The following is a 25,988-nucleotide window of genomic DNA, read 5'->3' on the forward strand; positions in this document are numbered from 1 at the left end:
GCGGAACGTCGGGTGAACGCCCGGCGACACCCCGGGGTCACGCGCCGTTGGTGCGGCCTTCATCCCGGGTGCCCGGTTCGCCGGGGCCGGTGCCGGTTCCCGTGCCGGACCGGTGCCGGGCGGCGGGCGTGGCGGGACGCACCCGCCGCCCGGCGACGCGGTCGCGGCGATCTGCGTAGTTTCGATGACGTGCACGTGCTCCCCCGGACCCGGTGGGTCCGTACCCCGATCGTGGCGACGACGGTCGCCGCCCTGGTGCTGGCGTTCGCCCCGGCCGCGTCGGCCGCACCCGGTGTCCCGGTCGCCGCGCCGGCGCCCGCCGCGGCGGCGGCCGACGACGGCGGCGCGGTCGCCGTGACCGAGGAGAAGGTCGCCGTCCCGGCAGGCCCCGGGCAGCCGGGCACGATCGACCTGGACACCTCGCTCTACGTCCCCGCCTCGGCGACCGCGGCCTCCCCCGCACCCGCGGTGCTGGTGGCGCACGGCTTCGGCGGCAGCAAGGCCTCCGTCGACTCCGACGCCCGCGAGCTCGCCGCCCGCGGCTACGTGGTGCAGACCTGGACCGCGCGCGGGTTCGGCGCCTCCGGTGGCTCGATCGGGCTGGACGACCCCGACCGCGAGGTGGCCGACGCGTCGCGGCTGGTGGACCGTCTCGCCGCGCGCGCCGACGTGCAGCGCGACGCCGACGGCGACCCCCGCGTCGGTGTGACCGGTGGGTCCTACGGCGGTGGCCTCGCCCTGCTGCTGGCCGGGTACGACCGGCGGATCGACGCGATCGTGCCGGTGATCACCTGGAACGACCTGGGCCAGGCGCTGTTCCCCAACAACGCCGTCCCGGCCGGTGCGACGCCGCCGGGCACGCCCGCGGCCGGTGCGGGCGCCGGCGACGGGGTGTTCAAGAGCGGCTGGGCCGGGGTGTTCTTCGGCTCCGGTGGCCGGGTGCCCGCAGGCGGGGACTCACCGGCGGGTGCCGCCGCCGGCTCCTCCGGCGGGCTCGGTGGCTCCGGTTCCGGCGGCTCCGGCGGTGGGGGCGGTTTCGGCTCGTCCTCGGGCGGGGCGTCCTCCTCCGACGGCACCGCGGGCGCGTCCGGACCGGACGGCGCCGGCACCGCGGGACCGGGCACCGCCGCCGGCACCGCGGCCGGCCCGGGAGGCGCCACGGCGCCCGGCGCGGCCACCGGCCGGGCACCGGACGCGTCGCGGCCGGCGTCGGACCCGATCTGCGGACGCTTCGCCCGCGACGTCTGCGCCGCCTACGGCGAGGCCGCCCGCACCGGCCGCGTCTCCCCGGAGCTGGCCGAGCTGCTCCGCCGCTCCTCCCCCGCGACCGTCACCGACCGGATCACCGCCCCGACGTTGCTGGTCCAGGGCGAGCAGGACACCCTGTTCGGTCTCGACCAGGCCGACGCGAACGCCCGCCAGATCGCCGCGAACGGCACCCCGGTGTCGGTGCTGTGGTTCGCGGGCGGCCATGACGGCGGCGGCCCCGACTCCGAGGTCCGCGCCCGCATCGCCGACTGGTTCGACCAGCACCTGCGGGGCCTGCCCGCGGCGGAGGGCACGACCGGTGGTCTCGCCGAGGCCCCCTTCGCCTACCAGGTCCGCAGCACCGTCCGCACCCGCGGCGACACCCCCACCGGCCGGACCGTCCTCGCCGGGGCCTACCCCGGCCTGACCGCGGGCTCCGGCCCCGCCCCGACGACCGCGCTGCCCCTGGACGGCGGCGAGCAGACCGTCGTCCACCCGCCGGGCGGGAACCCGTCGGCGCTCACGTCGCTGCCGGGCCTCGGCTCGGCGCTCGGGTCGCTGGGCTCGCTCGGCGGCCTGTCCGGCCTGACGACGCCGGGCCAGTCCGCCCGGTTCCTCACCGCACCCGTCGCCGACGCGATGCAGCCCTCCGGGGCGCCGCGGGTGACGGTGCGCGTCGCGCGGATCGCCGGACAGCCCGCCCCGGACACCGCGGTGCTGTTCGCGTCGCTCACCACGCTCACCCCCGACGGGCGCAGCACGCTGCTGGGCAACGCCGTCGCGCCGCTGCGGATCGCCGTCCCCGCCGACGGCTCCCCCGCCGAGGCGACGGTGACGCTGCCCGGCGTCGTCGCGCCGGTGCAGGCGGGCAGCCGCCTGCTGGTGCAGCTGTCGACGACCGACCAGGGCTACGACTCCGGCGCCGACCCGGCCGTGTGGCGGGTCGGGCTCGCCGGGGACACCGCGCTGTCGGTGCCCCAGGTGCCCGGCCGCACCGAGTCGGCGGGAACCGTCCCGCTGTGGCCGGTGCTCGGGATCGCCGCGGTGCTGGCCGCGGCACTCCTGGTGTGGCTGGTGGCGCGGCTGCGGTCGCGCCGGACCGAGCCCTCCGACGACGACGTGCCCGGCGACGCTCCGCCGCTGGTCGTCGGCGGGCTGGCGAAGACCTACCGCAACGGGTTCGCCGCGGTGTCGGACGTCTCGTTCACCGTGCCGCGCGGCGCGGTGCTCGGCCTGCTCGGCCCGAACGGCGCCGGCAAGACGACCGTCCTGCGCATGCTCATGGGCCTGATCGCGCCCACCGCCGGGACGATGACGGCGTTCGGCCGTCCCATCCGTCCCGGCGCGGCGGTGCTGTCCCGGATCGGCGCGTTCGTCGAGGGACCCGGGTTCCTGCCGCACCTGTCGGGCGCGGAGAACCTGCGGCTCTACTGGGAGGCCACCGGGCGCCCGCCGGAGCAGGCGCGGATGGAGGAGACGCTGGAGATCGCCGGGCTCGGCGACTCGGTGCACCGCCGCGTCGGCACCTACTCCCAGGGCATGCGGCAGCGCCTCGCGATCGCGCAGGCGATGCTGGGCCTGCCCGAGCTGCTCATCCTCGACGAGCCCACCAACGGGCTCGACCCGCCCCAGATCCACGCGATGCGCGAGCTGCTGCGCCGCTACGCCGCGGGCGGCCGGACCGTGCTCGTGTCCAGCCACCTGCTGTCGGAGGTGGAGCAGACCTGCTCGGAGGTCGTGGTCATGCACCGCGGCACGGTCGTCGCCGCGGGGACGGTCGCCGAGCTGATGGCGGCCGGGGGCGGCTCGTCGTTCACCGTGGACGACACCGGCCGGGCCCGGGCCGTGCTGGCCGCCCTCGACGGCGTCACCGACGTCGTCACCGGGGACCAGCCGGGCGTCGTGCACGCCCATCTCGACGGCACCGCCCGCGCCGACGCCGTCGCCGCGCTGGTGTCCGGTGGGGTCGCGGTCAGCGCGGCCGGGCCGCGTGGGCGGCTGGAGGACGCGTTCCTGGAACTGGTGGGCCCCGAGGGGCGCGACGTCGGAGGTACCTCGTGAGTGACGACCGTCAGCTCTCGACCCGCCGCGGGCACGTCGGCGACCTCGTGACCGGCCGGGCCGCGCCGCCCGCCGTCCCGGGACGGACCATGCCGCTGCGCACCGAGCTGGTCCGCCAGCTCCAGCGCCGTCGCACCCAGGTCGCGTTCGCGCTGGTGGTGGCGATGCCGATCATCCTGTGGGCGGCGTTCTCCCTCGGCGACGACGAGCCCGGCGCCCGTGGCCCGAGCCTGGTCGACCTGGCGTCGGGCAGCGCCGCGAACTTCGCGGTGTTCACGCTGTTCGCCTCGGCGAGCTTCCTGCTGGTGGTGCTGGTCGCGCTGTTCTTCGGCGACACGGTGGCCTCGGAGGCGTCGTGGTCGTCGCTGCGCTACCTGCTGGCCGTCCCGGTGCCGCGGGCGCGGCTGCTGCGGCAGAAGGCCGTCGTCGCGGGGGTGCTGTCGGTGGCGGCGCTGCTGCTGCTCCCGGTCGCGTCGCTGGTGGTGGGGGCGATCGCCTACGGCACCGGGGACCTGGTCTCGCCGATCGGGGAGTCGCTGCCGTTCTGGAGCGCGGCCGGGCGGGTGATGCTCGGCGCGCTGTACGTGACCGTGCAGCTGAGCTGGGTGGCCGGGCTGGCGCTGCTGCTGTCGGTGAGCACCGACGCCCCGCTGGGCGCGGTCGGCGGCGCGGTGATGGCCTCGATCGTCTCCCAGATCATCGACCAGATCGAGGACCTGGGGATCATCCGGGACTTCCTCCCGACCCACTACGGCGACGCCTGGTCGGCGCTGCTGGCGACCGATGTCGACTGGTCGGACATGACCTACGGGACGTTCTCCGCGGTCTGCTACGCCACCGGATTCCTGGGGCTCGCGGCGTGGCGGTTCCGCACCAAGGACATCACCAGCTGACCGCGGTGCCGGGCCACCCGCGCGGCCCGGCACCCGGTGGGCCCTCAGACCATGACCACCCCGCCGTCGATCATGACGGCCTGGCCGGTCATGTAGTCCGAGTCCGGGCCGGCGAGGTAGGAGACGAAGGCGGCGACGTCGTCGGCGGTCTGCACCCGGCCCAGCGGGATACCGGCCGCGTACTGCTTGAGCGTCTCGCCCTTCCCCGCGCCGCTGCGGGCGCCCATCTGCTCGTCGATCAGGTCCCACATGTCGGTGCCGACGATCCCCGGGCAGTACGCGTTCACGGTGATCCGGTGCGGCGCCAGCTCCTTGGCCGCGGCCTGGGTGAGGGCACGGACGGCGAACTTGGTCGCCGAGTAGTGCCCGAGGAGGTCGAAGCCCTGGTGCCCGGCGATCGACGCGGCACTGACGATCTTGCCGCCGGTCCCCCGGTCGATCATCACGCGGGCGGCGGCCTGCAGGCAGAAGACGACGCCGAACACGTTGACGTCGAAGATGGTGCGCAGGTCGTCGGGTGTCACCTCGAGCAGGGGCTTGACCTGGGCGATACCGGCGTTCGCGACCATCACGTCCAGACCGCCGAGCTCCTCGGCCACCTGGCCGACCATCGCGGTGACCGCGTCGGGGTCGGTGACGTCGGCCGGGTAGGCCACCGCGGTCCCGCCCGCCGCGCGGATCTCCTCGGCGACGGCGGTGGCGCCGTGGGCGTCCCGGTCGTTGACGGCGACGGCGTGCCCGTCCCGTGACAGGCGCAGGGCGATGCCACGCCCGATCCCGCGTCCGGCTCCGGTGACCACGGCGACACCCATGTCGGCCTCCCAGTTCGCTCGCGCGGGCCGCCGGGGTGGCGTCCCTGCCGCGGCGGGACGTTCCCGCGACCCCAGTCCAGCCGGTGACACGGGTCACGGACAGCGTTGCAGCCGGGTTGCAGCGACGGGGTCGCTCAGTCGCGACGCAACGCGGCCACGCCCGGTGCGATCGACTCCCGCACGACCCGGCTGCCGGCCAGCCCCGTCAGGTCCAGCTCGACCTCGGGGGCGATCCGGTAGGGGCGGGCCAGCAGGATCCCGCCCAGGTTCCGGCGCAGCCGCGACATCTCGGCGCGGACGGTGACCAGGTGCGCCCGGTCGCCGTAGAGCCCCTGGGACAGCGTGGCCGCGTCCAGCCCGCTCGCCCCCGCACGGGCGAGCAGCACCAGGACCTCGGCGTGCCGGGTCGACAGCGGGTGCACCCAGCGGGTCGTGCCCTCGATGACGGCCTGCGGCGGACGGCCGTCCAGGTCCAGGCGCAGCCGCATCCGCCTGCTCCCGCCGGACGCCGGGCGCAGCAGCCAGCCGCCGGGCACCGGCTCGGGCAGGCACGGCCCCAGCCCGTGGACGGCGATCAGGCGCTCCGGCACCGGTGCGGCGACCCGTTCGACACCGGGCAGCCCGGACGCGGCGGCGACCCAGCCGTGGTCGTCGACCACCAGGCCCGGCCCGGTGTCGCCGGCGAGCATCGGGGCGCCGATGGTGCGCAGCGCGTCGAGGCGGGCCTCGTGACGCTGCCACAGCCCGGCCTCGGCGAGCCGCACCGCGGTGTCGACGAGCGCGACGGTCGTCGGGTGGATGGTCTCGGCGGGCCCGGACAGGTCGACGACGCCGAGCAGCTCACCGCTGCGCGGGTCGTGCACGGGGGCCGCGGTGCAGGTCCAGCCGTGGTGGCTGCGCACGAAGTGCTCGGCGGAGAAGATCTGCACCGGCCCGCCCTCGGCGAGCGCGGTCCCGATCGCGTTGGTGCCGACCGCCTGCTCGGACCACTCCGCGCCCTCGGTGAACCCGAGCGCGTCGGCGCGGCGGCGGACGGCGGTCGAGCCCTCCCGCCACAGCAGGACCCCGTCGGCGTCGCAGACGACCATCACGTGCCGCGCGTCCTCGGCGACCGAGGTCAGCGCGGCACGCAGTGCGGGCAGCACCGGTACCAGCGGTGACGTCGCGCGGCGCTGCTCGACGACGGCGGCGTCCAGCGGGCCGGGCGGCTCACCGGCGTCGGGGTCCACGCCCTGGGCCCGTACCCGGTCCCAGGAGCGGGTGACCAGCCGACGTCCGCGCGCCGTGTCGTCGGGGCGCGCGTCGCCGGACAGCACCGCGTCGTGCAGCCGGGACAGCATCCGGGCGTGCCGACCGAGGTCGGTCCCCGGGCGGACGGCGCACACGCCTGCCCGGTTCCGGTCGTCGTCGACTGGCTCCACCGGCACCTCCGGCTCCCACAGTAGGCGGGTGTCCGTGACCCGCGCCATAGTCGCGGGCGGTCGTGCCCGGGCCGGACCCCGCCGGAGGGTCAGGATCCGACGTGACGCCGCTCGGGGTGCGGAGCCCGCGGACCGCCGGGACGGCCCGGGCCCCGGGTGACGTACCAGCAGCCCAGTCCGAGGGTCAGCGCGGCGGGGATGACGTAGCTGGCCCCGAGGACCTGCTCCCAGAGGCTCCACTTCATCTCGACGCCCCACACGTTGGGCATCCAGCGGAACGGCGCGATGTAGAAGATCGCGGCGATCACCGCGCCGACCGCGGCCCACCCGGCGCTGCGGTACCGCAGGGCGTGCGCACCGATCCCGATCAGCGCGGGCACGACCCACACCCAGTGGTGCGACCAGGCGGTCGGGGTCGCCATCAGCACGACGGCGGCCGTCGCCGACATCCCGATCACCGGCTCGGAGCGCCGGACGACCGGCACGGCCAGCGCCAGCAGGACCGCGACGATGCCCAGCCACAGGATGTGGAACCAGGGGTCGGGGACCTCCTGGCGGGCGAGCACGGCCTGCACGGTCTCGTTGGAGAAGAACGTCGAGCCGCTGACCCCGGCCGCCGGTCCCCCGACGAACCAGTACCGCACCGAGGAGTCGAGGTCGACGACGAACCCGAGGCCGGTCGCGAGGATGCCGGTGACGACGGCGACGCCCGCCGCCTTCCAGTCCCGCCGCACCAGGAAGTACAGGACGAACCCGCCCGGGGTCAGCTTGATCGCCGCGGCCAGGCCGAGCAGCAGCCCGCGCGGCCACCAGGTCCGCGGGGCCAGCAGGTCGACCAGCACGAGCAGCATCAGCACGAGGTTGATCTGGCCGAAGGCGAAGGTCTGCGCGACCGGCTCCATGAGCAGCGCCGCGGCCAGCACCGGCACGCCCAGCACGAACGGGGCCCGCCGCCCGCCCGCGGGCCACGCGACGCGGATCGTGAGCGCGATGCAGACCGCCAGCGACAGCACCGAGGCGACGAACTGGGCGGTGAACGCGACGGCGTAGGGCACCACGGTCAGCGGCACCATCGTGATCGCCGCGAAGGTCGGGTAGATGAACGGCAGCTCGGGCCCGTGCAGGGGCAGCGGGAGCCGACCGTACATGTCACCGCCGTCCAGCCAGACCTGCACGCCGATCCGGTAGACGTCGAGGTCGAGTGCGTAGTCGCGCAGCCGGAACCAGGACCAGTACAGCGCCGCGGCCAGCAGCGGCACCGTGACCACGAGTGTCCAGGGGGTGAGTGCCGCCGTCCGCAGCCGTCCGACGAGGACCGCGGCGGCCCCGCCGCGAGCGGCGGGCACGTCGGGGTCGTGCGGGGTGCGGGTGACGGTCACGCGGGCTCCTCCGTGTGCGGCCGGGCCGGACGGGTACGGGCCGCGCGACGGGCGGAGCCCGGCGGCCGCTTGGGGACGACGGTGGACCACGGTAGCGGGGCGCGACCCCGCGCCCCGCCGCGGGACCCGCCTACGACACCCCGGCCGCGTCCATCCCCCGCAGCTCCTTCTTGAGGTCGGCGATCTCGTCGCGGAGCCGGGCCGCCAGCTCGAACTGGAGGTCCCGTGCGGCGGTGAGCATCTGGTCGTTCATCTGCTGGATGAGGTCGGCCAGCTCGGCTCGCGGCATGCCCGCCGTGTCCTTCGCCGCCACCCCGGAGCTGCCCGCCGCGGCCGGACGGCCCTTCTCCCCCGCCGCCCGCTTGCCGCGCGAGGCGTTGCGGCCCGACCCGCCGACCGGGACGGCCTCGGTGTCCTCGGCCTCGCGGTAGACCTGGTCGAGGATGTCGGCGATCTTCTTGCGCAGCGGCTGCGGGTCGATGCCGTGCTCGGTGTTGTAGGCGACCTGCTTGGCGCGGCGCCGGTCGGTCTCGTCGATGGCGTACCGCATCGAGTCGGTGATCCGGTCGGCGTACATGTGGACCTGGCCGGAGACGTTGCGCGCCGCGCGGCCGATGGTCTGGATCAGTGACGTGCCGGAGCGGAGGAAGCCCTCCTTGTCCGCGTCGAGGATCGCCACCAGTGACACCTCGGGCAGGTCGAGACCCTCGCGGAGCAGGTTGATGCCGACCAGCACGTCGTACTCGCCGGACCGCAGCTGCCGCAGCAGCTCCACCCGGCGCAGGGTGTCGACCTCGGAGTGCAGGTACCGGACCTTGATCCCGAGCTCGAGCAGGTAGTCGGTGAGGTCCTCGGCCATCTTCTTGGTCAGCGTGGTGACCAGGACCCGTTCGTCCTTGGCGGTCCGGTCCCGGATCTCGGCGACCAGGTCGTCGATCTGGCCCTTGGTCGGCTTCACGACGACCTCGGGGTCGACCAGGCCGGTGGGGCGGATGACCTGCTCGACGAACTCGCCGCCGGTGCGGTTGAGCTCGTAGGGGCCCGGGGTCGCGGACAGGTAGACGGTCTGGCCGATCCGGTCGGCGAACTCCTCCCAGGTGAGCGGCCGGTTGTCCACCGCGGAGGGGAGGCGGAAGCCGTACTCGACGAGGTTGCGCTTGCGGGACATGTCGCCCTCGTACATGCCGCCGATCTGCGGCACGGTCACGTGCGACTCGTCGATGACCAGCAGGAAGTCGTCCGGGAAGTAGTCGATCAGGGTGGCCGGCGCGGTGCCGGCGCCGCGGCCGTCGATGTGGCGCGAGTAGTTCTCGATGCCCGAGCAGAACCCGACCTGGCGGATCATCTCGATGTCGTACTGGGTCCGCATCCGCAGCCGCTGGGCCTCGAGCAGCTTGCCCTGGTTCTCCAGCTGTGCGAGGCGCTCCTCCAGCTCCGCCTCGATGGCGCGCACGGCGCGTTCCATCGCCTCCGGGCCCGCGACGTAGTGCGTCGCCGGGAAGACCTTGATCTCGTCGACCTGCTCGACCTCCTCGCCCGTCAGCGGGTTGAGGTAGTACAGCGCCTCGATCTCGTCGCCGAAGAACTCGATCCGCAGCGCCAGCTCCTGGTAGGCGGGGATGATCTCGACGGTGTCACCCCGGACCCGGAACGTGCCGCGGGTGAAGGACATGTCGTTGCGGGTGTACTGCACGTCGACCAGCAGCCGCAGCAGCCGGTCCCGCTCGACCTCCTCGCCGACCCGCAGCGAGACGGACCGGTCGAGGTAGGACTGCGGGGTGCCGAGGCCGTAGATGCACGACACCGAGGCGACCACGACGACGTCGCGGCGGGACAGCAGGTTCATCGTCGCCGAGTGCCGCAGCCGCTCGACGTCGTCGTTGATCGAGCTGTCCTTCTCGATGTAGGTGTCGGTCTGCGCGATGTAGGCCTCGGGCTGGTAGTAGTCGTAGTACGAGACGAAGTACTCGACCGCATTGTTCGGGAGCATCTCCCGCAGCTCGTTCGCCAGCTGCGCGGCCAGGGTCTTGTTCGGCGCCATCACCAGCGTCGGGCGCTGCTGCTGCTCGATCAGCCACGCGGTGGTGGCCGACTTGCCGGTGCCGGTGGCGCCCAGCAGGACGACGTCCTGCTCGCCGGCACGGAGGCGCCGGTCCAGCTCGGCGATCGCGGTCGGCTGGTCACCGGCCGGGACGTGCTCGCTGACCACCCGGAACGGGGCCGTGCTCCGCTCGACCGCACCCACCGGGCGGTGCTCGGAGTGCGCACGCGGGGTGTCCGCCGGGGTGGTGCCCGCGTCCGGGTGTGCCTCGTCCTCCCGGGCACGGGAGTCCGCCGCGCTGCCCGGGACCTCGGTCGCGAATGCCATGACACCAGGGTACGAGCGACCCCCGACACTTTCCCCCCGTGCGCCCCGCCGGATCCTCCGGAGGAGGCAGGATGGGCGACCGTGCACCCGCCCAAGACGCAGACCTTCGACCCCGGACGGGGCGTCCAGATCGACACCAAGGGGACCCACCGCGAGATCGCCACACTGCGCGAGGAGACCTGGGGGCTGTACCTGTCCCGGCCCGTCGTCGCCCGGCCGAACGCCTGGTGGATCGAGACCTGGGTGCTCCCGGAACTGGGCGTGTGCCTGTCGGACTGGCGGTGGCGGCCGGGGCACGAACGCGACCAGGACGTGTACGTCGACGTCGCCGCGATCACCCGCGAGGGCAGGCGGCTGCACTTGACCGACCTCTACCTGGACCTCGTGGTCCGCCGCGGCCGCGGGACCGACGTCATCGACGTCGACGAGTTCGTCGCCGCCGTGGCGCAGGGGCTGGTCGGGACCGACCTGGCCGAGTACGCCCTGGAGCGGTCGCACGCCGTGCTCGACGGGCTGGTCCGCCACGACCACGACCACGTGGCCTGGCTGGCGTCCCTGGGGATCGACCTGGGCCCGCGGGACCGGCCGGAGGACGCTCGCGACTGACCGTCGCCACCGACCGGCGACGCGGGCGGTCCGTACGGCGCGCCCGGGGCACCGTCCGGCCGCGGCCGGACCGGCCCGGGTGGGTCAGAGCGCGGAGGACTGCGCCGGGCCGAGGCCGACGGCGCTGGTCGAGGTCTCCGGCGGCGTGCTCCCGGTGGTGGTCGTCGGGTCGGGCGAGGTGGTGGTCGGCGCGGCCGAGTTGGTGGTCGTCGGGACCGGGTCGGTCGTCGGCTCCGGGGTGCCCTCGTCGGTCGGCTTCGGCGTCGAGGTCTCCGGCGGCGTGGTCGGCGTCGGGGTCGTCGGCTTCGGCGTGGTGGGCCGGGGCGTCGTCGACGGCGGAGGCGTCGTCGGCTCCGGCGAACCCTCGTCGGTCGGCCGCGGCGGGGTCGTGTGCGACGGCGGGGACGGCTGACCGCCGCCGGTGGGCGGCGGCGGGACCACCGGCGCGCCGGGGGTGCCGGGCGCGGGGGCCGGACCGGGCGCGGGGGCGGCGGGCGAGCCGCCACCACCGGGCAGCGCGCCGCCCTGGGTCGCCGCGACGGTCGGGTCGAACGCCGGCGGGAGACCGCCCTGACCACCGGTGGCCGCGCCACCGGCGTCGCCGGTCCGGACCGGCTCCGGGGTCGGGGTCGGGCCGCTCTCCTGCGGCGCGGCGATGGCGAACGGCGGGCCGACGAAGCTGCCGCCGGGGGCGGCCGCGGTCGCGACGGCGGTGATGCCGCCCAGAGACCCGACGGTGAGCACCGCCGCGGCCGCGGCCGAGGTGGCCCGGCGCGCACCGGCGGCGCGGGAGATCACGTCGTCGACGGCGGGCAGCGGCACCGCCGCGGCCAGGACGTCGTCGAGCCGGTGGAACTCCCGGTCGATGTCGGCGAACCCGTTCATACCCGTCCCCCCTCGGTGGCGGGTGGGTACCCGCCACGCAGGTCGTACAGCGGCGCCCCGTGACCCGGCGGCGGTCCCCCGACCGCGTCACCCGCCGGTCCGATGATCTCCTCCAGCACCTCGGCCATGCCCTCGGTCACGACCTCGCGACCGCGGACGAGCCGGCGCCGCACCTCGTGCTCGGTGACCCGCTCGAGCTCGGCGACCGCGCCGGTCGACAGGCCGGCCATGTGGTGCAGCACCACGGCCCGGCGGTCGACGGGTGCGAGCCTCCCGAGCGCCTCCAGGAGCGCCCCGGTGCGCGGGTCGGTCTCCTCCGGCGACGGCCTGCGACGGCGGCGCAGGATCCGCCCCCGCATCGACGTGCGGATCGCGACCCGCCGGACCCAGCCGACGGCCGCGTCCTCGTGGTCCGGGCCCGCGGGCTCGGCGCGCAGCGCGGCCCAGCGCCGCCAGGCCCGCGAGTAGGCGTCCTGCACGGCGTCGTGCGCGTCGTGCGGGTTGAGTGTGATCGCGTAGAGCTGCGCGACCAGGCGCGGGTAGTGCGTCTCGAGGTGTGCGCCGAAGTCCGCACGGAGCTCACCGTGCGGGAGCGTGCGGTGCTGCTGGACGACCGCGCCGCTGATCGGCGGGGCCTCGTACTCGGCGCCGGTCCACGCGTCGTGGTCCGGTGCGCCCGGCTCCGGCGCACCGCCGTACTCGTCCGTGTGGGGGAACGCGGGCGCGCGCTCGGGCTCGACGAACTCGCCGTCCGCCCCGAAACGCTGGGCCACTGTGCTCAACCCCGTGTCCTCTCGTCGCCGTCACCGGACACTGCGGTCCGGTGCCGATCACCCCGGTGACCGGCCCGATCGACGGGTACCCGCAGGTACCGCGGCCGATCCGGGCAGGAACACCCTCTGCCCCGCCTGATCGACCAACGAGCGTGCGGCGTTACAGAAACGGGTTCGGCGCGACCCGATCGTCACGTTCCGCGTGATCGGCATCCCGGGACGCTCAACCGTTCGGGTCGGATCGCCACTCCGCCGTGTACGCACGGTAGTGGCGCGAGTCCGGGTCGTCGGCGTGCCGTTCCGCCGCCGCACGCTTGTGCGCGGCGTAGCCGGCACGGGCGGTCGCGTCGGCGCGCAGCCGGTCCCGCAGCTCGATCGCGTGCCGCCAGGCGGGCGAGCCGTGCACCCGCACGGCCACCACGGCGGCCCGCCCCGGGTCCGCCGAGCGGTGCACCCGCACCGTTCCCGTGGTCTCCTCCGGGGCGGCGGTGTCGACCGGGAAACCGGCCGCGACCAGGGCTTCGGTGATCATGCCGGCGTCGGCGGGCGACTCCACGGCGAGCTGCAGATCGAGTACGTCGCGGGCGGGGAGCCCCGGGACGGCCGTCGACCCGACGTGGTCCACCCCGCGGCCGGAACCGCCCGCAGCGACCGCGACCCGCTCGGCGAGCCGGTTTGCCTGCGCCACCCAGTCCGGGTCGTGCTCGACGAGCAGGGGCGGCCCGTCCGCGGCCGGGCGGCCCGTGCGCAGGTTCTCCTCGAACCCGGCGAGCCGTCCGTCCCACAGCGCGTCCACCCGGCGTCGGGTGTCGTCCGGTTCCCCCGAGTTGTCCAGCCAGACGTCGGCGACGGCGCGGCGCTGCTCGTCACCGGCCTGGGCGGCGATCCGGGCCCGGGCGTCCTGCTCGCTCATCCCGCGCGCGGACACCAGCCGCCGGACCCGCTCCTCGGCGTCCACCCCGACCACGACGACCAGCGGGAACGTCGGAGCCATACCGCCCTCGACGAGCAGCGGGATGTCCTGCACGACGATCGCGTCCGCCGGGGCGGCGGCGACGATCTCGTCGGACCGGGCCCGCACCAGCGGGTGCACGATGCCGTCGAGAGTGCGCCGTGCCCCGGCGTCGGAGAAGACGACGGCGGCGAGGGCGGGCCGGTCGAGCCGGCCGTCGGCGTCGAGGACGTCCCGACCGAAGGCCTCGACGATCGCCGACAGCCCCGCGGTGCCCGGTTCGACGACCTCGCGGGCGATCACGTCGGAGTCGACCAGCACCGCCCCGCGTTCGACCAGTCGCGTCGCGACCGTCGACTTGCCCGCACCGATTCCGCCGGTCAGCCCTGTCCGCAGCACGTGATCACCGTAGCGGGCCGTGCCGGGTCGCCCCGGCCGCGCTCAGGTGGTGCCGCGCGCGTTGCCCGCGGCACCGGTGCCGGCCTGCGGGGTGGTGGCCGCCGGCGGTGCGGCGGGCGTCGGCCGCGCGGACGGCGGCTGCGTCGGCGTCAGCGCCGGGATGATGCGCTGGGCCAGGTCGGGCAGGGTCTCGGCCGCGGACCGGGTCTGCCCGGGAGCGGCCACCGGCAGGGTGAACGTCAGCGTGTCGACGCCGTAGACCAGGGCGAGGGTGGTCTCGTCCGGCCGCTCGACGAGGACGCCGGGGACCGAGCCGACGGTGATGTCACGCGAGGCGGTGGCCGAGCCGCGCTCGGCGTTGGTGTTGAGCTGCCACTGGCGGGTCGCGGACGCGGTGTCGCCGTAGCGGCCGATGTTGAGCTGGAACAGCACCGGGCCGGAGTTGCGCGCCCCGCCGAAGGCCTGGGCCTGGCCGCCCGCGCGGTAGGTGCAGGCGGTGCGCTCGGTGCGGTTCACCGACGCCTCGGGGACGCCGCGGACCGACTGGACCGACACCGACCCCAGGACCTGCCCGAACAGCGCTCCGGCCTGCTCGGGGTCCATCAGCTGCACGCAGTCGGTGGGCAGCGCGATCGGGATCGGTTCCCGCCCTGCCTGGGCGGCGCCGGACTGCTCGGCCGGGAACGTCGGGACCGCGATCCCGGTGTCCCCGGACGCCGTGCCGCATCCGGCGAGGACCGCGGCGAGCAGGACGCTCGCGAACGCGGACCGCCCGCGACGCAGGAACGTGCGGTCGTGGGACAGGGACTCGCCGGAACGCGTCCGGCGGACGGTACGGCCGGCCATGAGCCCAATCTAGGCCGACCCGAAGATCGACTCCGGACCGGTGCGCGCGCCGTGACCAACCGCGGCCGAACCGTGATCTGCACCTGGCGTGTCCGCTCTGACACGCCGGGCGACGTGAACGGGCATCGACCGGGACCCGGAGGGCCCCCGGAAAACGGGCCGGGCCCCGGTGACCGTGGCGGTCACCGGGGCCCGGTGTGGTGCTGTCGCCGGTCCGCGTGGGACCGGCACGGGACCGTCAGGCCCCGCCGGAGAGCTTCTCGCGCAGTGCGGCGAGCTGCTCGTCGCTGGCGAGCGAGCCACCCGACTCGGCCTGGCCACCGCCACCGCCGGTCGAACGGTCGTCGTCACCGCCGGAGGAGTAGTTCGCCGGCGCGATGTCGTTGCCGCCCTCCGCCTCGGCCTCGGCGGCCTTGCGGATCTGCGCCATGTGCTGGTCGTAGCGGGCCTGCGCCTCGGCGTACTGCTTCTCCCAGGCCGCGCGGGCCTCGTCGAAGCCTTCCTTCCAGTCGCCGGAGTCGACGTCGAAGCCCTCGGGGTAGATGTAGTTCCCCTGGTCGTCGTACTCGGCGGCCATGCCGTAGCGGGTCGGGTCGAACTCGGTGTCGACCGTCATGCCCTCGTTGGCCTGCTTGAGCGACAGCGAGATGCGACGGCGGTCGAGGTCGATGTCGATGACCTTGACCATCGCGTCGTCGCCGACCTGGACGACCTGCTCCGGGATCTCGACGTGGCGCTCGGCCAGCTCGGAGATGTGGACCAGGCCCTCGATGCCCTCCTCGACGCGGACGAACGCGCCGAACGGGACGAGCTTGGTGACCTTGCCCGGCACGATCTGGCCGATCGCGTGGGTCCGGGCGTACAGGCGCCACGGGTCCTCCTGGGTCGCCTTCAGCGACAGGGAGACGCGCTCGCGGTCCAGGTCGACGTCGAGGACCTCGACGGTGACCTCCTGGCCGACCTCGACGACCTCGCTCGGGTGGTCGATGTGCTTCCAGGACAGCTCGGAGACGTGCACCAGGCCGTCGACCCCGCCCAGGTCGACGAACGCACCGAAGTTGACCACCGAGGAGACGACGCCCTTGCGGACCTGACCGCGCTGCAGCTGGTTGAGGAACTCGCTGCGGACCTCGGACTGGGTCTGCTCGAGCCAGGCGCGGCGGGACAGGACCACGTTGTTGCGGTTCTTGTCCAGCTCGATGATCTTGGCCTCGATCTTGCGGCCGACGTAGGGCTGCAGGTCCCGCACGCGGCGCATCTCGACCAGCGAGGCCGGGAGGAAGCCGCGGAGCCCGATGTCCAGGATCAGGCCGCCCTTGACGACCTCGATGACGGTGCCCTCGACCGGCTCGTCGGCCTCCTTGAGCGCCTCGATCGTGCCCCAGGCGCGCTCGTACTGCGCGCGCTTCTTGGACAGGATCAGACGGCCCTCCTTGTCCTCCTTCTGGAGGACGAGGGCCTCGACGAACTCGCCGACCTCGACGACCTCGGCGGGGTCGACGTCGTGCTTGATCGACAGCTCACGCGAGGGGATGACGCCCTCGGTCTTGTAGCCGATGTCGAGCAGGACCTCGTCACGGTCGACCTTGACGATGGTGCCCTCGACGATGTCGCCATCGTTGAAGTACTTGATCGTCTGGTCGATGGCGGCGAGGAAGTCCTCCTCCGACCCGATGTCGTTGATAGCGACCTGCGGCGTGGTCGGGGCGGCGGTGGTGTCGGTGGACATGTAGTGAGGTGCTCCGATGGATTTCTCTGGCATGGTCGGCCCGGTCGGCTCTGCTGCAGCAGCGCGCCCCGGTTCTGGTACGTGTAGCTGTGACGTTGTAACAGTCACCCTCTGGCGTCGATTCCCGTGGTCGGGAACATCGGTGCACGGACACCCGCGAGACCGGCGCTGGAGTGGCGCCGCGCGGTCGGCCGACACGTTGACCACGGTGCGGGAAGAATGCTACGCGGCCCGCAAACCCCCCGGCAATGCGGGTCCGCCATCCGCGGGCGCGCACGGGCTTGCGACGATCGGGTGGTCATGAGCAGCCGCGACGAGTACTTCTCCGCCGAGGACGCCGTGGGGACCGCCGGTGTCGCCCGGCGCCGCGTCGGCAGCGCCGAGTCCGAGGCGGCCGGGCGCCGCTGGTGGGACGCCGACGCCGACGACTACCTGGCCGAGCACGGTTCCGACATCGGCGACGAGTCGTTCGTCTGGTGCCCGGAGAACCTGCACGAGGACGAGGCGGGCCTGCTCGGCCCGCCCGCGGACCTCGCCGGGAAGCGGGTGCTGGAGGTGGGCGCCGGCTCCGCCCCGTGCAGCCGGTGGCTGGCCCGCCGCGGGGCGCACCCGGTCGCGCTCGACGTCTCCGGCGGGATGCTGCGTCACGCGGCCCGGCTGAACGACGCGCTCGGGCTGCCGGTGCCGCTCGTGCAGGCCGGCGCCGAGCACCTGCCGTTCGCCGACGCCACGTTCGACCACGCCTGCTCGGCGTTCGGGGCGATCCCCTTCGTCGCCGACCCGGGCCGGGTCATGCGCGAGGTGCACCGGGTGCTGCGTCCCGGCGGGCGCTGGGTGTTCGCGGTGAACCACCCGATGCGCTGGGTCTTCCCCGACGACCCCGGCGAGCAGGGGCTCACCGTCGTCCAGTCCTACTTCGACCGGACCCCGTACCTGGAGGTGGACGGCGACGGCCGGGCCACCTACGTCGAGCACCACCGCACGCTCGGCGACCGGGTGCGCGACGTCGTCGCCGCCGGCCTGGTGCTCGACGACCTGGTCGAGCCGGAGTGGCCGGAGGGCCACGAGCGGGTGTGGGGACAGTGGTCGCCGCTGCGCGGCGCGCTGTTCCCCGGCACCGCGATCCTCGTGACCCACCGGCCGGGCTGAGCCGTCAGACCTCGAGGACCGCGCCGGTCTCCAGGTCGTAGCGGGCACCGATGATCGTGAGGTGGTTGTTGCAGACCGCCCCCGACAGCGACGGGTCGGAGGTCAGCTGCGCGACGACCCGGCGGACGTTGGCGTCGACCGCGCCGGCCACGGCGCCCTCGCCCTCCCCCTCGCACACCGGGACGATGTCGCCGACCAGCGCACCCAGCGTCGACGGCGCCGGCGCGGGCTGCCCGGAGGCGACCGACACGGCCGCCTTCACCGCGCCGCACTGGGAGTGGCCGAGGACCACCAGCAGCGGGATGCCCAGCGCCCCGGCGCCGAAGGCCAGCGTGCCGAGCACCGCGTCGTCGACGACCTGACCGGCCGTCCGCACTACGAACAGGTCACCCAGACCCAGGTCGAACACCAGCTCCGCCGGGACGCGGGAGTCCGAGCAGGAGAGGATCATCGCGGCCGGGGTCTGCCCCGCCACGGCGGCGGAGCGTTCCTCCGCGGACCGTCGCGGGTCCTCGCGCTCGTCGCGCTGCCAGCGCCCGTTGCCCTCCAGCATCATCTGCCACGCCTGGGCCGCGGTCGGCCTGCTGTCGTTCGCCATAGGGTCTCCCTCGGTCGGCTTCTCACCGACCAAGATCGGCGAACGGGTCCGTGCGGGCAAGCATGCACGCCGCTGCACCCCTCCCGTGTGACGAGACCCGCACGGCAGGCGGCCCGGAGCGTCCCGAGCCGCTCCATCCGGCCGGTGGCCGGGTCCTGGCGGGCACCGGCGACCGGGACCACGGGGCGCCATGTCGTCCCGGGCCGCGGCGCGTCGTAGGGTCGGTGGGTGCCGATCACCCCCGACCAGCTGCCGGAGCTGAGCTCCGAGCACGCCGACGAGCAGCTCACCGACCGGATGGGCATCGAGATCCTCAAGGCCGACCTCGACGAGGTCGTCGGCCGGATGCCGGTCGCGGGCAACCGCCAGCCCTACGGGCTGCTGCACGGCGGCGCCAGCGGCGTCCTCGCCGAGACCCTCGGGTCGACCCTGTCCGCGCTGCACGCGCTGCCCGAGCGGTTCCCGGTCGGGCTGGAGCTGGCCTGCACCCACCACCGTTCCGCCACGTCGGGCTGGGTCACCGGGACCGCGCGGCCGATCCACGTCGGGCGGTCCACCTCGACCACCGAGATCGTCCTCGTCGACGACGACGGCCGCCGCGTCTGCACCGCGAAGCTGACCTGCCTGCACCGCGACACACGACCGCCGGTGACCTGACGCTCGCCCTGCGACACCGTCGCGTTACGTCTCGGCTACGTCCTGGTCCGAGACGTCCGTACCAGTTCTCTCCTCGGCTACGTTCGCCCCCATCACCCATCAGGGTGTCGCACAGAGTCGTGTCCGACGACCCCCCGAGGACGAACGTTGTCACCACCCCCGCTCCCGCGCCGACCGCGCGCCGATCGCGCGGCCACCCCGCCCGTCGGTGCGTCCCGGCCCTCCCCGATCCCCACGACCGCCCGGTGGCTGGTGGGCCTGCTCATCACCCTGCTGGGCGCGCTCGTCCTGTCCGGGACGGCCGCCGCGGCGACCGCCCCCGCCGGCCCCGTACCGGCCTCCCCCGGTGCCGTCGCCCCGTTCCAGCAGGCAGACGGCATCGACGTCAGCGGCACGCTGCGGAACCAGGACGGTCAGCCGCTGCCGGACGTACGCATCACCGCCGAGCGCGACGGTGCGCCGGCCGGTGAGACCCGTTCCGGGGCCAACGGCCGCTGGACCCTGACGGTCCCCGGCGCGGGCTCGTACCTGTTCCGGCTCGACGAGGCCTCGCTGCCGCCCGGCACCGAGGTCCTGCAGGGCGAGACCACCCGCGAGGTGACCGCCGGATCGCTGAACACCGTGGTGTTCCGCTTCGGCGCCGAGGTCGAGGGCGCCGACACCGGCGGGTTCGCGACCTTCCTGCGGCTGCTCGTCGACGGCATCCGGTTCGGCCTGGTCATCGGCATCTCGGCGGTCGGCCTGTCGCTGATCTTCGGCACCACCGGCCTGACGAACTTCGCGCACGGCGAGATGGTCACCATCGGCGCCGTCATCGCCTGGTTCATCAACGTCGGCGGCGGCGTGCAGCTGATCCCCGCGACGATCGTCGCGATGCTCATCGGCGCCCTGCTGGGCGCCGCGAACGAGCTCGGCATCTGGCGGCGGCTGCGCCGGCGGGGCGCCGGGCTGATCGCCCAGCTCGTCGTCTCCATCGGCCTGTCGATCGCGCTGCGCTACCTCGTGCTGATCATCTTCGGTGGCCGGTCGGAGTCCTTCGCCGACTACACCGGGCAGACCGTCCGGAACTACGGCCCGGTCGCGCTGACCGACAAGGACCTGTCGGCCATCGTCATCGCGATCGTCGTCCTCGTCGCGGTCGCGCTGCTGCTCCAGAAGACCCGGATCGGCAAGGCCATGCGCGCGGTGTCCGACAACCGGGACCTCGCCGCGTCGTCGGGCATCGACGTCGACCGCGTGGTGCTGTTCGTCTGGATGCTGGGCGGGGCGCTGGCCACCCTCGGCGGCGTGCTGTTCGCGCTGTCGGAGCTGTCCTCCACCGTCCAGTACGAGATGGGCTTCCGCCTGCTGCTGCTCATGTTCGCCGGCGTCATCCTCGGCGGCCTCGGCACCGCCTACGGCGCACTGCTCGGCTGCCTGATCGTCGGCATCCTGGTGCAGCTCTCGACGCTGGTGCTGCCGCTGGATCTCAAGTACCTGGGCGGGCTGGCCGTGCTGATCGTGATCCTCGTGTTCCGGCCGCAGGGCCTGCTCGGGTCCCGGGCACGGATCGGCTGAGGGGGCGGACATGATCGACTTCGGACAGCTCCTCACGGTCGGGCTCTCGCAGCTGATCGGCCCCTCGGCCATCTTCTTCGCGCTGCTGGCCCTCGGCCTCAACATCCACTTCGGCTACACCGGGCTGCTCAACTTCGGCCAGATCGGCTTCGCGCTGGTCGGCGCCTACGGCATGGGCATCTCGGTCGCGAACTACGGCGCCCCGCTCTGGCTGGGCGTCCTCATCGGCATGGCCTGCGGGGTCGCGCTCGCCCTGGTGCTCGGCATTCCGACGCTGCGGCTGCGCGCGGACTACCTGGCGATCGTCACGATCGCGGCGTCGGAGATCCTGCGCCTGATCACCCGGTCGACCTCGCAGACCGGGTTCACCGGCGGCACCCAGGGCCTCACCGGGTTCGCCGACTCCTTCGCCCGCGCCAACCCGTTCGGCACCGGCACCTACGACTTCGGGGTGCTGTCGCTGCGGGGGCCGGACCTCTGGTCGATCCTCGTCGGCTGGACGGTCGTCGGGCTGTGCGTGCTGCTCACCTGGCTGCTCGTGCGCAGCCCGTGGGGCCGCGTGCTCAAGGCGATCCGGGAGGACGAGGACGCAGCCCGCGCGCTGGGCAAGAACGTCTTCGCCTACAAGATGCAGGCGCTCGCCCTCGGCGGGGTGTTCGGTGCGCTGGGCGGCATCGTGTTCGCCCTGGCGACCCAGTCGCTGACGCCGGACTTCTACTCGCCGCCGCAGACCTTCTTCGCCTACGCCGCGCTCATCCTGGGCGGCGCGGGACGGGTCTTCGGCCCGGTGGTCGGCGCGATGGCGTTCTGGTTCCTCCTCTCGGTCGCCGACGCGTTCCTGCGCCAGGCGACGGCCGGGGAGTCGCCGCTGCTGCCGTTCATCTCCTCCCAGGACGTCGGCGCGATCCGCTTCGTGCTCGTCGGCCTGTTCCTGGGGCTCATGATGGTGTTCCGACCACAGGGCATCTTCGGACGCCGCAGGGAGGTGCTGGGCGATGGCCGCTGAGGACACGACCCCCGACCCGACCGTGACCGACCCGGCCCGCACGCTGACCGGCGTCGCCCCGGAGCCGGGCGTCGCCAAGCCGGACCCGGTGCTCACCGTGGACGGCGTGACCCGCACGTTCGGCGGCCTGAAGGCCGTGGACGTCGCCCACCTGGAGTTCCAGCGCGGCGCCATCACCGGCCTCATCGGCCCCAACGGCGCCGGGAAGACGACCCTGTTCAACCTGCTGACCGGCTTCGACCGGGCCGACACGGGCTCCTGGATCTACGAGGGCAGCCCGCTGCAGAAGCTGCCGCCGCACCGGGTGGCCCGTAAGGGCGTCGTCCGCACGTTCCAGCTCACCAAGGCCCTCGCGGGCATGACGGTGCTGGAGAACATGAAGCTCGGCGCGGTCGGGCAGCGCGGCGAGAGCTTCCTCGGCGCGCTGTTCACCGGCTGGGGCGCGCAGGAACGGCGGATCACCGAGCAGGCCCGCGAGCTGCTGGCCCGCTTCAAGCTCGACACCAAGGCCGAGGACCTGGCCGGGTCGCTGTCCGGCGGGCAGCGCAAGCTGCTCGAGATGGCGCGGGCCCTGATGATGGACCCGAAGGTCGTCATGCTCGACGAGCCGATGGCCGGGGTGAACCCGGCGCTCACCCAGAGCCTGCTGGGGCACGTGAAGTCGCTGCGCGACGAGGGCATGAGCGTCGTGTTCGTCGAGCACGACATGGACGTCATCCGGGACATCTCCGACTGGGTCGTCGTCATGGCCCAGGGGCAGGTGATCGCGGAGGGGCCGCCCTCGGCGCTGTCGTCGAACCAGGCCGTTGTCGACGCCTACCTCGGTTCGCACCACGACCAGGTCCTCGAGTTCGACGAGCACGGCAACCCGGCCGGGCAGACCGCGGAGATCGTCGCCGAGATGGAGGCCGCCGAGAGCGAGGGCGCCCTCGCCGACGACGGCACCGGCCCGGCCCGCCCGGATCACGAGGGGAAGCGCACATGAGCGAGCAGGCACCCGGTGCCGACCGGGCCATGACACCGGAGCAGGCCGCCACCCCGGAGGTCCACCGCGCGCTCGCCAAGGGCGCCGTGCTGCGGGTCGACACCCTCGTCGCCGGGTACGTGCCGGGCGTCGACATCCTGACCGGCAGCGACTTCTTCCTCCGCGACGGCGAGATCGTCGGCATCATCGGGCCCAACGGCGCCGGCAAGTCGACGCTGCTGAAGGCCATGTTCGGGCTGATCCCCGTGCGCAGCGGCACGGTCCGGCTGCGCGACGCCGAGATCACCGGGGCCAAGGCGCACGCCCTGGTCACCAAGGGGCTCGGGTACGTCCCGCAGCGCGACAACGTGTTCCCCTCGCTCTCGATCGAGGAGAACATGCAGATGGGCGTGTTCCTCCGGCCGAAGACGTTCGCGAGCCGTTTCGACGTCGTCGCGGACCTGTTCCCGATGCTGGGGCAGCGCCGGAAGATCAAGGCGGGGTCGCTGTCCGGCGGTGAGCGCCAGATGGTCGCGATGGGGCGGGCCCTGATGATGGAACCGTCGGTGCTGCTGCTCGACGAGCCGTCGGCGGGCCTGTCCCCGATGCTCCAGGACGAGGTGTTCGTCCGTTGCAAGCGCATCAACGCGGCCGGGGTCTCGGTCATCATGGTGGAGCAGAACGCGCGTCGCTGCCTGCAGATCTGCGACCGCGGCTACGTGCTCGACCAGGGCCGCGCGGCCTACACGGCGGGTGGCCGGGACCTGCTGAACGACCCGAAGGTCATCGAGCTGTACCTGGGGACGCTGGCCGGCAGCAGCGAGAAGAAGTGACCTGACGCGCCGGTCCCGCGACGGCCCCGCCCCCACCCACGGGGGCGGGGCCGTCGTGTTCCCGCCGCCGGTCCACCGGGGCCACCGCGCCGGTGCGCTCCGGGTGCCGCCGGGGCGTCATGCCCTGCGTCGCGCCGGGTGCCGGGCCGGTGCATCGTCCCGGTGGGGCGTGGCCGGTCCCGGGGACGACGAGGGGGCGGGCCGTGGCGGCCCGCCCCCTCGTGTCGGTCGTGTGGTGCGGTGTGTCAGCCCTGGGCGCCGACCCGGACGTAGGTGGTCGCCGCCTCGTCGATCTTGTTCTGGGCGTTGAAGGTCTGGACCCCGTACGACCCGGATCCCGGCTCACCGGCGTCGGTGAAGTCGAGCGTGCCGGTGGCGCCGTCGTAGTCGACGTCACCGCCCCGGTCGAGGATCGCCTTGCAGCCGGCGAAGTCGGTGCACTTCTCGCCGCCCTTGGTGATCCCGTTGATCTGGGTCGCGATGTCCGCGCCGTTGGTCGACTTCGCGGCCTCGGCGGCCAGCGCCGAGACCACGACGGCGTCGTAGGACTCGGCCGCGTAGTTGAAGTCGGTCAGGCTCGGGTCCTGCGCGGTGAGCCGCTGCCGGAAGTCACCCGACAGCTCGGTGAGCGGCAGGGTGCCCTTCATCCCGTTCAGCAGGCCCGCGGGCAGACCCTCGCCCAGGGCGTTGCCCATGTTGCCGTCGGTGCCGTACACGGCCTTCTGGGCCGGTCCGATCTGCACCTCGCTCATGCGCGACAGGATCCGCTTGGACTCGTCGAAGCCGATGACCGCGACGGAGTCCGGGTTGAACTGGGCGACCTGGTCGATCTCGGGGTTGAACGACGCCGCGTTCGGGTCGTAGATGATCTTGGTGATCTGGTCCTGCGGGATGCCGGCGGAGACCAGGTTGCGCTCGGCGCTGTCCGCCAGGCCCGAGCCGTACGGGTCGTTGCGGGCGAGCAGCGCCACCCGCTGGCCACCGTCGGAGGTGATCAGCTGCGCGAGCGCCTGCCCCTGCAGGACGTCCGGCGGCGCGGTCCGGAAGTACAGGCCGCGGTCCTGCCAGCAGGTGAACTCGTCGGAGGTGTTGGCCGGCGAGAACTGGACGACACCCGCACCGGTGATCTTGTCGATGACCAGCTTCGACACACCCGACGCGGCGGCACCGACGATGACCTGCGTCCCGGCGCCGAGCTGCCGGTCGACGGTCTGGTTCGCGATGTCGGTGGTGTCGTCACCCGAGTCACCGCGCAGGTGCTGGACCGGGTTGCCGAGGACTCCCCCGGCAGCATTGATCTCCTTGACCGCCACGTCGACCCCCGCGAACTCGGGCGGACCGAGGAACGCCAGGCTCCCGGTCTCCGGCAGCAGGGAGCCGATCTTCAGCGGCGCGGTGCTGGGATTGCCGGTGGCCTGTGCCTGCGGCGGGGTGCATGCCTGCCCCGCGGCGGCGGGCTCCTCCGAGCCGCCGGTGGCCCCCCCGGAACCGGTGTCCCCGCCACCGCATCCGGCCAGTACCAGCGACGCCGCCCCGGCGAGGGCGGCGAGTCGCCACGTCGTTCGCGTCATTCGAATCCCCTTCGGTTCTCCGCCCGCCCGAAGCAGCGCGGGAGGATGGCGGAAAAGTAGTACGCCCGAACCAGGAAAGGGGACACCGTCACCACTCGTGACAGGAATGTGATCCGCGGACACCAGCGTGACACAAGTGGATCTTTTCCGGTGCCCGGACGGCCACATTCGGTAACCGGAATTGTCTCGTGATGCATCGGAACGGGGGGGGCGCCGGTCCCGTCCACGGACCGTCGGCCCTCGGGGCCCGGCAGGGTGACCCGCCGCCCGGCACGGACGACGCCGGCCCCGCCGCGCGGTGCGCGACGGGGCCGGAACGACGGTGCCGGGCGGCGGTGGTCGACCGCCGCCCGCGCCTCAGGAGGACTTGGCCGGGGCCAGCCCCTCGACGACCGCCTCGGCGACGGCCTTCATGGTCGTCCGGCGGTCCATCGCGGTCCGCTGGATCCAGCGGAAGGCCTCCGGCTCGGACATCTTCTGCGCGGTCATGAGCAGGCCCTTGGCCCGGTCGACGACCTTGCGGGTCTCGAACCGCTCGTTGAGCGAGGCGACCTCGTCCTCGAGCGCCTTCTTCTCGGCGAACCGGGAGACGGCGAGCTCGATGGCCGGGACCAGCTCGTGCCGCGCGAACGGCTTGACCAGGTAGGCCATGGCGCCGGCGTCGCGGGCGCGCTCGATCAGCTCGCGCTGGCTGAACGCGGTCAGCATGACCACCGGCGCGATCTTCTCCTCGACGATGGTCGACGCCGCCTCGATGCCGTCCTTCTTGGGCATCTTGACGTCCATGATCACCAGGTCGGGCCTCAGCTCGCGGGCCTGGGTGATGGCGGCCTCGCCGTCGCCGGCCTCACCGGCGATGCGGTAGCCCTCCTCGGAGAGCATCTCGGCCAGGTCCATGCGGATCAGCGCCTCGTCCTCGACGACCAGCACCCGCCACCCGGGCTGCGGGCCGTCCTCGGCCGGCTTCTCTGCGGGAACGTTGTCGGTCACCGGAGAACTCCTTCATCGGTCAGTGGGGTGTCCGGAGCGCCCAGGCTACCGGCGGTATGGGTGCACAGCCGAACCACTTCGGCCTTTCGTGTGCGGAAACACGATCCGCCGACCGCATTACCCGTCCGATCGGGCAGGAGCGGCGGTGCTCGGGTCGTCGGGCCGATCGCGGCCTCCGGCGCGGCGACGGCGTCACGTCACGCGACCGACGGCGAGGTCGCGTGCGCCGGCCGGTGTGCGATCCCCGGCCGGTCCCGGGCCGCCGCCTCGGCGTGCCGCACGATGTCGTCG

The 25,988-nt window shown here is 73.8% G+C and carries 21 protein-coding genes; 9 read left to right on the top strand and 12 right to left on the bottom strand.

Features of this window, described 5'->3' with window-relative positions:
- Window positions 1-189: 189 nt before the first annotated feature.
- Both AC0GKK_RS03950 and AC0GKK_RS03955 read left to right on the top strand, forming a co-directional pair.
- Window positions 190-3,309: an alpha/beta fold hydrolase gene (locus AC0GKK_RS03950; protein WP_489883185.1), complete on the top strand. Its 3,120-nt coding sequence runs from the start codon at window positions 190-192 to the stop codon at window positions 3,307-3,309.
- Window positions 3,306-4,202, top strand: a complete 897-nt coding sequence (locus tag AC0GKK_RS03955; RefSeq protein WP_226369490.1) for an ABC transporter permease — start codon at window positions 3,306-3,308, stop codon at window positions 4,200-4,202. Before AC0GKK_RS03950 ends, AC0GKK_RS03955 begins: the two co-directional genes overlap by 4 nt.
- A gap of 44 nt (window positions 4,203-4,246) precedes the next feature.
- Here the strand turns inward: AC0GKK_RS03955 and AC0GKK_RS03960 are convergent, their stop codons facing one another.
- From AC0GKK_RS03960 to uvrB, 4 genes are all read right to left on the bottom strand, one after another.
- Window positions 4,247-5,014, bottom strand: a complete 768-nt coding sequence (locus AC0GKK_RS03960) for an acetoin reductase (protein WP_489883186.1) — start codon at window positions 5,012-5,014, stop codon at window positions 4,247-4,249.
- Window positions 5,015-5,148: 134 nt separating this feature from the next.
- Entirely contained in the window at window positions 5,149-6,354 is a 1,206-nt protein-coding gene (locus tag AC0GKK_RS03965; RefSeq protein ID WP_489883980.1) for a GAF domain-containing protein, read from the bottom strand.
- 170 nt (window positions 6,355-6,524) lie between these two features.
- Window positions 6,525-7,814, bottom strand: a complete 1,290-nt coding sequence (locus AC0GKK_RS03970; RefSeq protein ID WP_489883187.1) for a glycosyltransferase 87 family protein — start codon at window positions 7,812-7,814, stop codon at window positions 6,525-6,527.
- A gap of 130 nt (window positions 7,815-7,944) precedes the next feature.
- Complete coding sequence (gene uvrB, locus AC0GKK_RS03975) at window positions 7,945-10,182, bottom strand: excinuclease ABC subunit UvrB (RefSeq protein ID WP_202968142.1); 2,238 nt, start codon at window positions 10,180-10,182, stop codon at window positions 7,945-7,947.
- An 81-nt stretch (window positions 10,183-10,263) separates the two neighbouring features.
- On the opposite strand from uvrB, the gene AC0GKK_RS03980 reads away from it, so the two are divergent.
- On the top strand, window positions 10,264-10,788 hold the full coding sequence (locus tag AC0GKK_RS03980) for a ribonuclease FAU-1 family protein (RefSeq protein WP_489883188.1): 525 nt from the start codon (window positions 10,264-10,266) through the stop codon (window positions 10,786-10,788).
- A gap of 84 nt (window positions 10,789-10,872) precedes the next feature.
- On the opposite strand, the gene AC0GKK_RS03985 is transcribed toward AC0GKK_RS03980, so the two are convergent.
- The 5 genes from AC0GKK_RS03985 to rpsA form a co-directional block, all read right to left on the bottom strand.
- On the bottom strand, window positions 10,873-11,673 hold the full coding sequence (locus tag AC0GKK_RS03985) for a hypothetical protein (RefSeq protein ID WP_489883189.1): 801 nt from the start codon (window positions 11,671-11,673) through the stop codon (window positions 10,873-10,875).
- Window positions 11,670-12,446, bottom strand: a complete 777-nt coding sequence (locus AC0GKK_RS03990) for an RNA polymerase sigma factor (protein ID WP_489883981.1) — start codon at window positions 12,444-12,446, stop codon at window positions 11,670-11,672. Before AC0GKK_RS03990 ends, AC0GKK_RS03985 begins: the two co-directional genes overlap by 4 nt.
- A gap of 223 nt (window positions 12,447-12,669) precedes the next feature.
- Entirely contained in the window at window positions 12,670-13,797 is a 1,128-nt protein-coding gene (gene coaE / locus AC0GKK_RS03995) for a dephospho-CoA kinase (RefSeq protein WP_489883190.1), read from the bottom strand.
- Window positions 13,798-13,839: 42 nt separating this feature from the next.
- Window positions 13,840-14,643 (bottom strand): hypothetical protein, encoded by an 804-nt coding sequence (locus tag AC0GKK_RS04000; protein WP_489883191.1) that lies wholly within the window; start codon window positions 14,641-14,643, stop codon window positions 13,840-13,842.
- A 238-nt stretch (window positions 14,644-14,881) separates the two neighbouring features.
- Complete coding sequence (gene rpsA / locus AC0GKK_RS04005) at window positions 14,882-16,372, bottom strand: 30S ribosomal protein S1 (protein ID WP_345652952.1); 1,491 nt, start codon at window positions 16,370-16,372, stop codon at window positions 14,882-14,884.
- A gap of 300 nt (window positions 16,373-16,672) precedes the next feature.
- On the opposite strand from rpsA, the gene AC0GKK_RS04010 reads away from it, so the two are divergent.
- Entirely contained in the window at window positions 16,673-17,521 is an 849-nt protein-coding gene (locus AC0GKK_RS04010; protein ID WP_482637303.1) for a class I SAM-dependent methyltransferase, read from the top strand.
- Window positions 17,522-17,525: 4 nt separating this feature from the next.
- Here the strand turns inward: AC0GKK_RS04010 and AC0GKK_RS04015 are convergent, their stop codons facing one another.
- On the bottom strand, window positions 17,526-18,119 hold the full coding sequence (locus AC0GKK_RS04015; protein ID WP_489883192.1) for a carbonic anhydrase: 594 nt from the start codon (window positions 18,117-18,119) through the stop codon (window positions 17,526-17,528).
- 228 nt (window positions 18,120-18,347) lie between these two features.
- On the opposite strand from AC0GKK_RS04015, the gene AC0GKK_RS04020 reads away from it, so the two are divergent.
- From AC0GKK_RS04020 to AC0GKK_RS04040, 5 genes are all read left to right on the top strand, one after another.
- The gene (locus tag AC0GKK_RS04020; RefSeq protein WP_062402733.1) at window positions 18,348-18,776 is read left to right on the top strand and encodes a PaaI family thioesterase; all 429 of its coding nucleotides are present in this window, start codon (window positions 18,348-18,350) and stop codon (window positions 18,774-18,776) included.
- Window positions 18,777-19,028: 252 nt separating this feature from the next.
- Window positions 19,029-20,333 (top strand): branched-chain amino acid ABC transporter permease, encoded by a 1,305-nt coding sequence (locus AC0GKK_RS04025; protein ID WP_476654489.1) that lies wholly within the window; start codon window positions 19,029-19,031, stop codon window positions 20,331-20,333.
- Between the two features lie 10 nt (window positions 20,334-20,343).
- A complete protein-coding gene (locus AC0GKK_RS04030) occupies window positions 20,344-21,339 on the top strand; it encodes a branched-chain amino acid ABC transporter permease (protein WP_062402727.1) in 996 nt (331 codons plus the stop codon).
- Entirely contained in the window at window positions 21,329-22,324 is a 996-nt protein-coding gene (locus AC0GKK_RS04035) for an ABC transporter ATP-binding protein (protein ID WP_489883193.1), read from the top strand. Before AC0GKK_RS04030 ends, AC0GKK_RS04035 begins: the two co-directional genes overlap by 11 nt.
- Complete coding sequence (locus AC0GKK_RS04040) at window positions 22,321-23,136, top strand: ABC transporter ATP-binding protein (RefSeq protein WP_489883194.1); 816 nt, start codon at window positions 22,321-22,323, stop codon at window positions 23,134-23,136. The genes AC0GKK_RS04035 and AC0GKK_RS04040 overlap by 4 nt, the downstream gene beginning before the upstream one ends.
- 245 nt (window positions 23,137-23,381) lie before the next feature.
- Here AC0GKK_RS04040 and AC0GKK_RS04045 read toward each other — a convergent pair whose 3' ends face one another.
- Together AC0GKK_RS04045 and AC0GKK_RS04050 are read right to left on the bottom strand one after the other, a co-directional pair.
- Window positions 23,382-24,707, bottom strand: a complete 1,326-nt coding sequence (locus AC0GKK_RS04045) for an ABC transporter substrate-binding protein (RefSeq protein ID WP_346105666.1) — start codon at window positions 24,705-24,707, stop codon at window positions 23,382-23,384.
- Window positions 24,708-25,064: 357 nt separating this feature from the next.
- Window positions 25,065-25,604 (bottom strand): ANTAR domain-containing response regulator, encoded by a 540-nt coding sequence (locus AC0GKK_RS04050; protein WP_251786472.1) that lies wholly within the window; start codon window positions 25,602-25,604, stop codon window positions 25,065-25,067.
- Window positions 25,605-25,988 lie beyond the last annotated feature (384 nt).

It is taken from the genome of Pseudonocardia sp. P-1 (assembly GCF_058111925.1).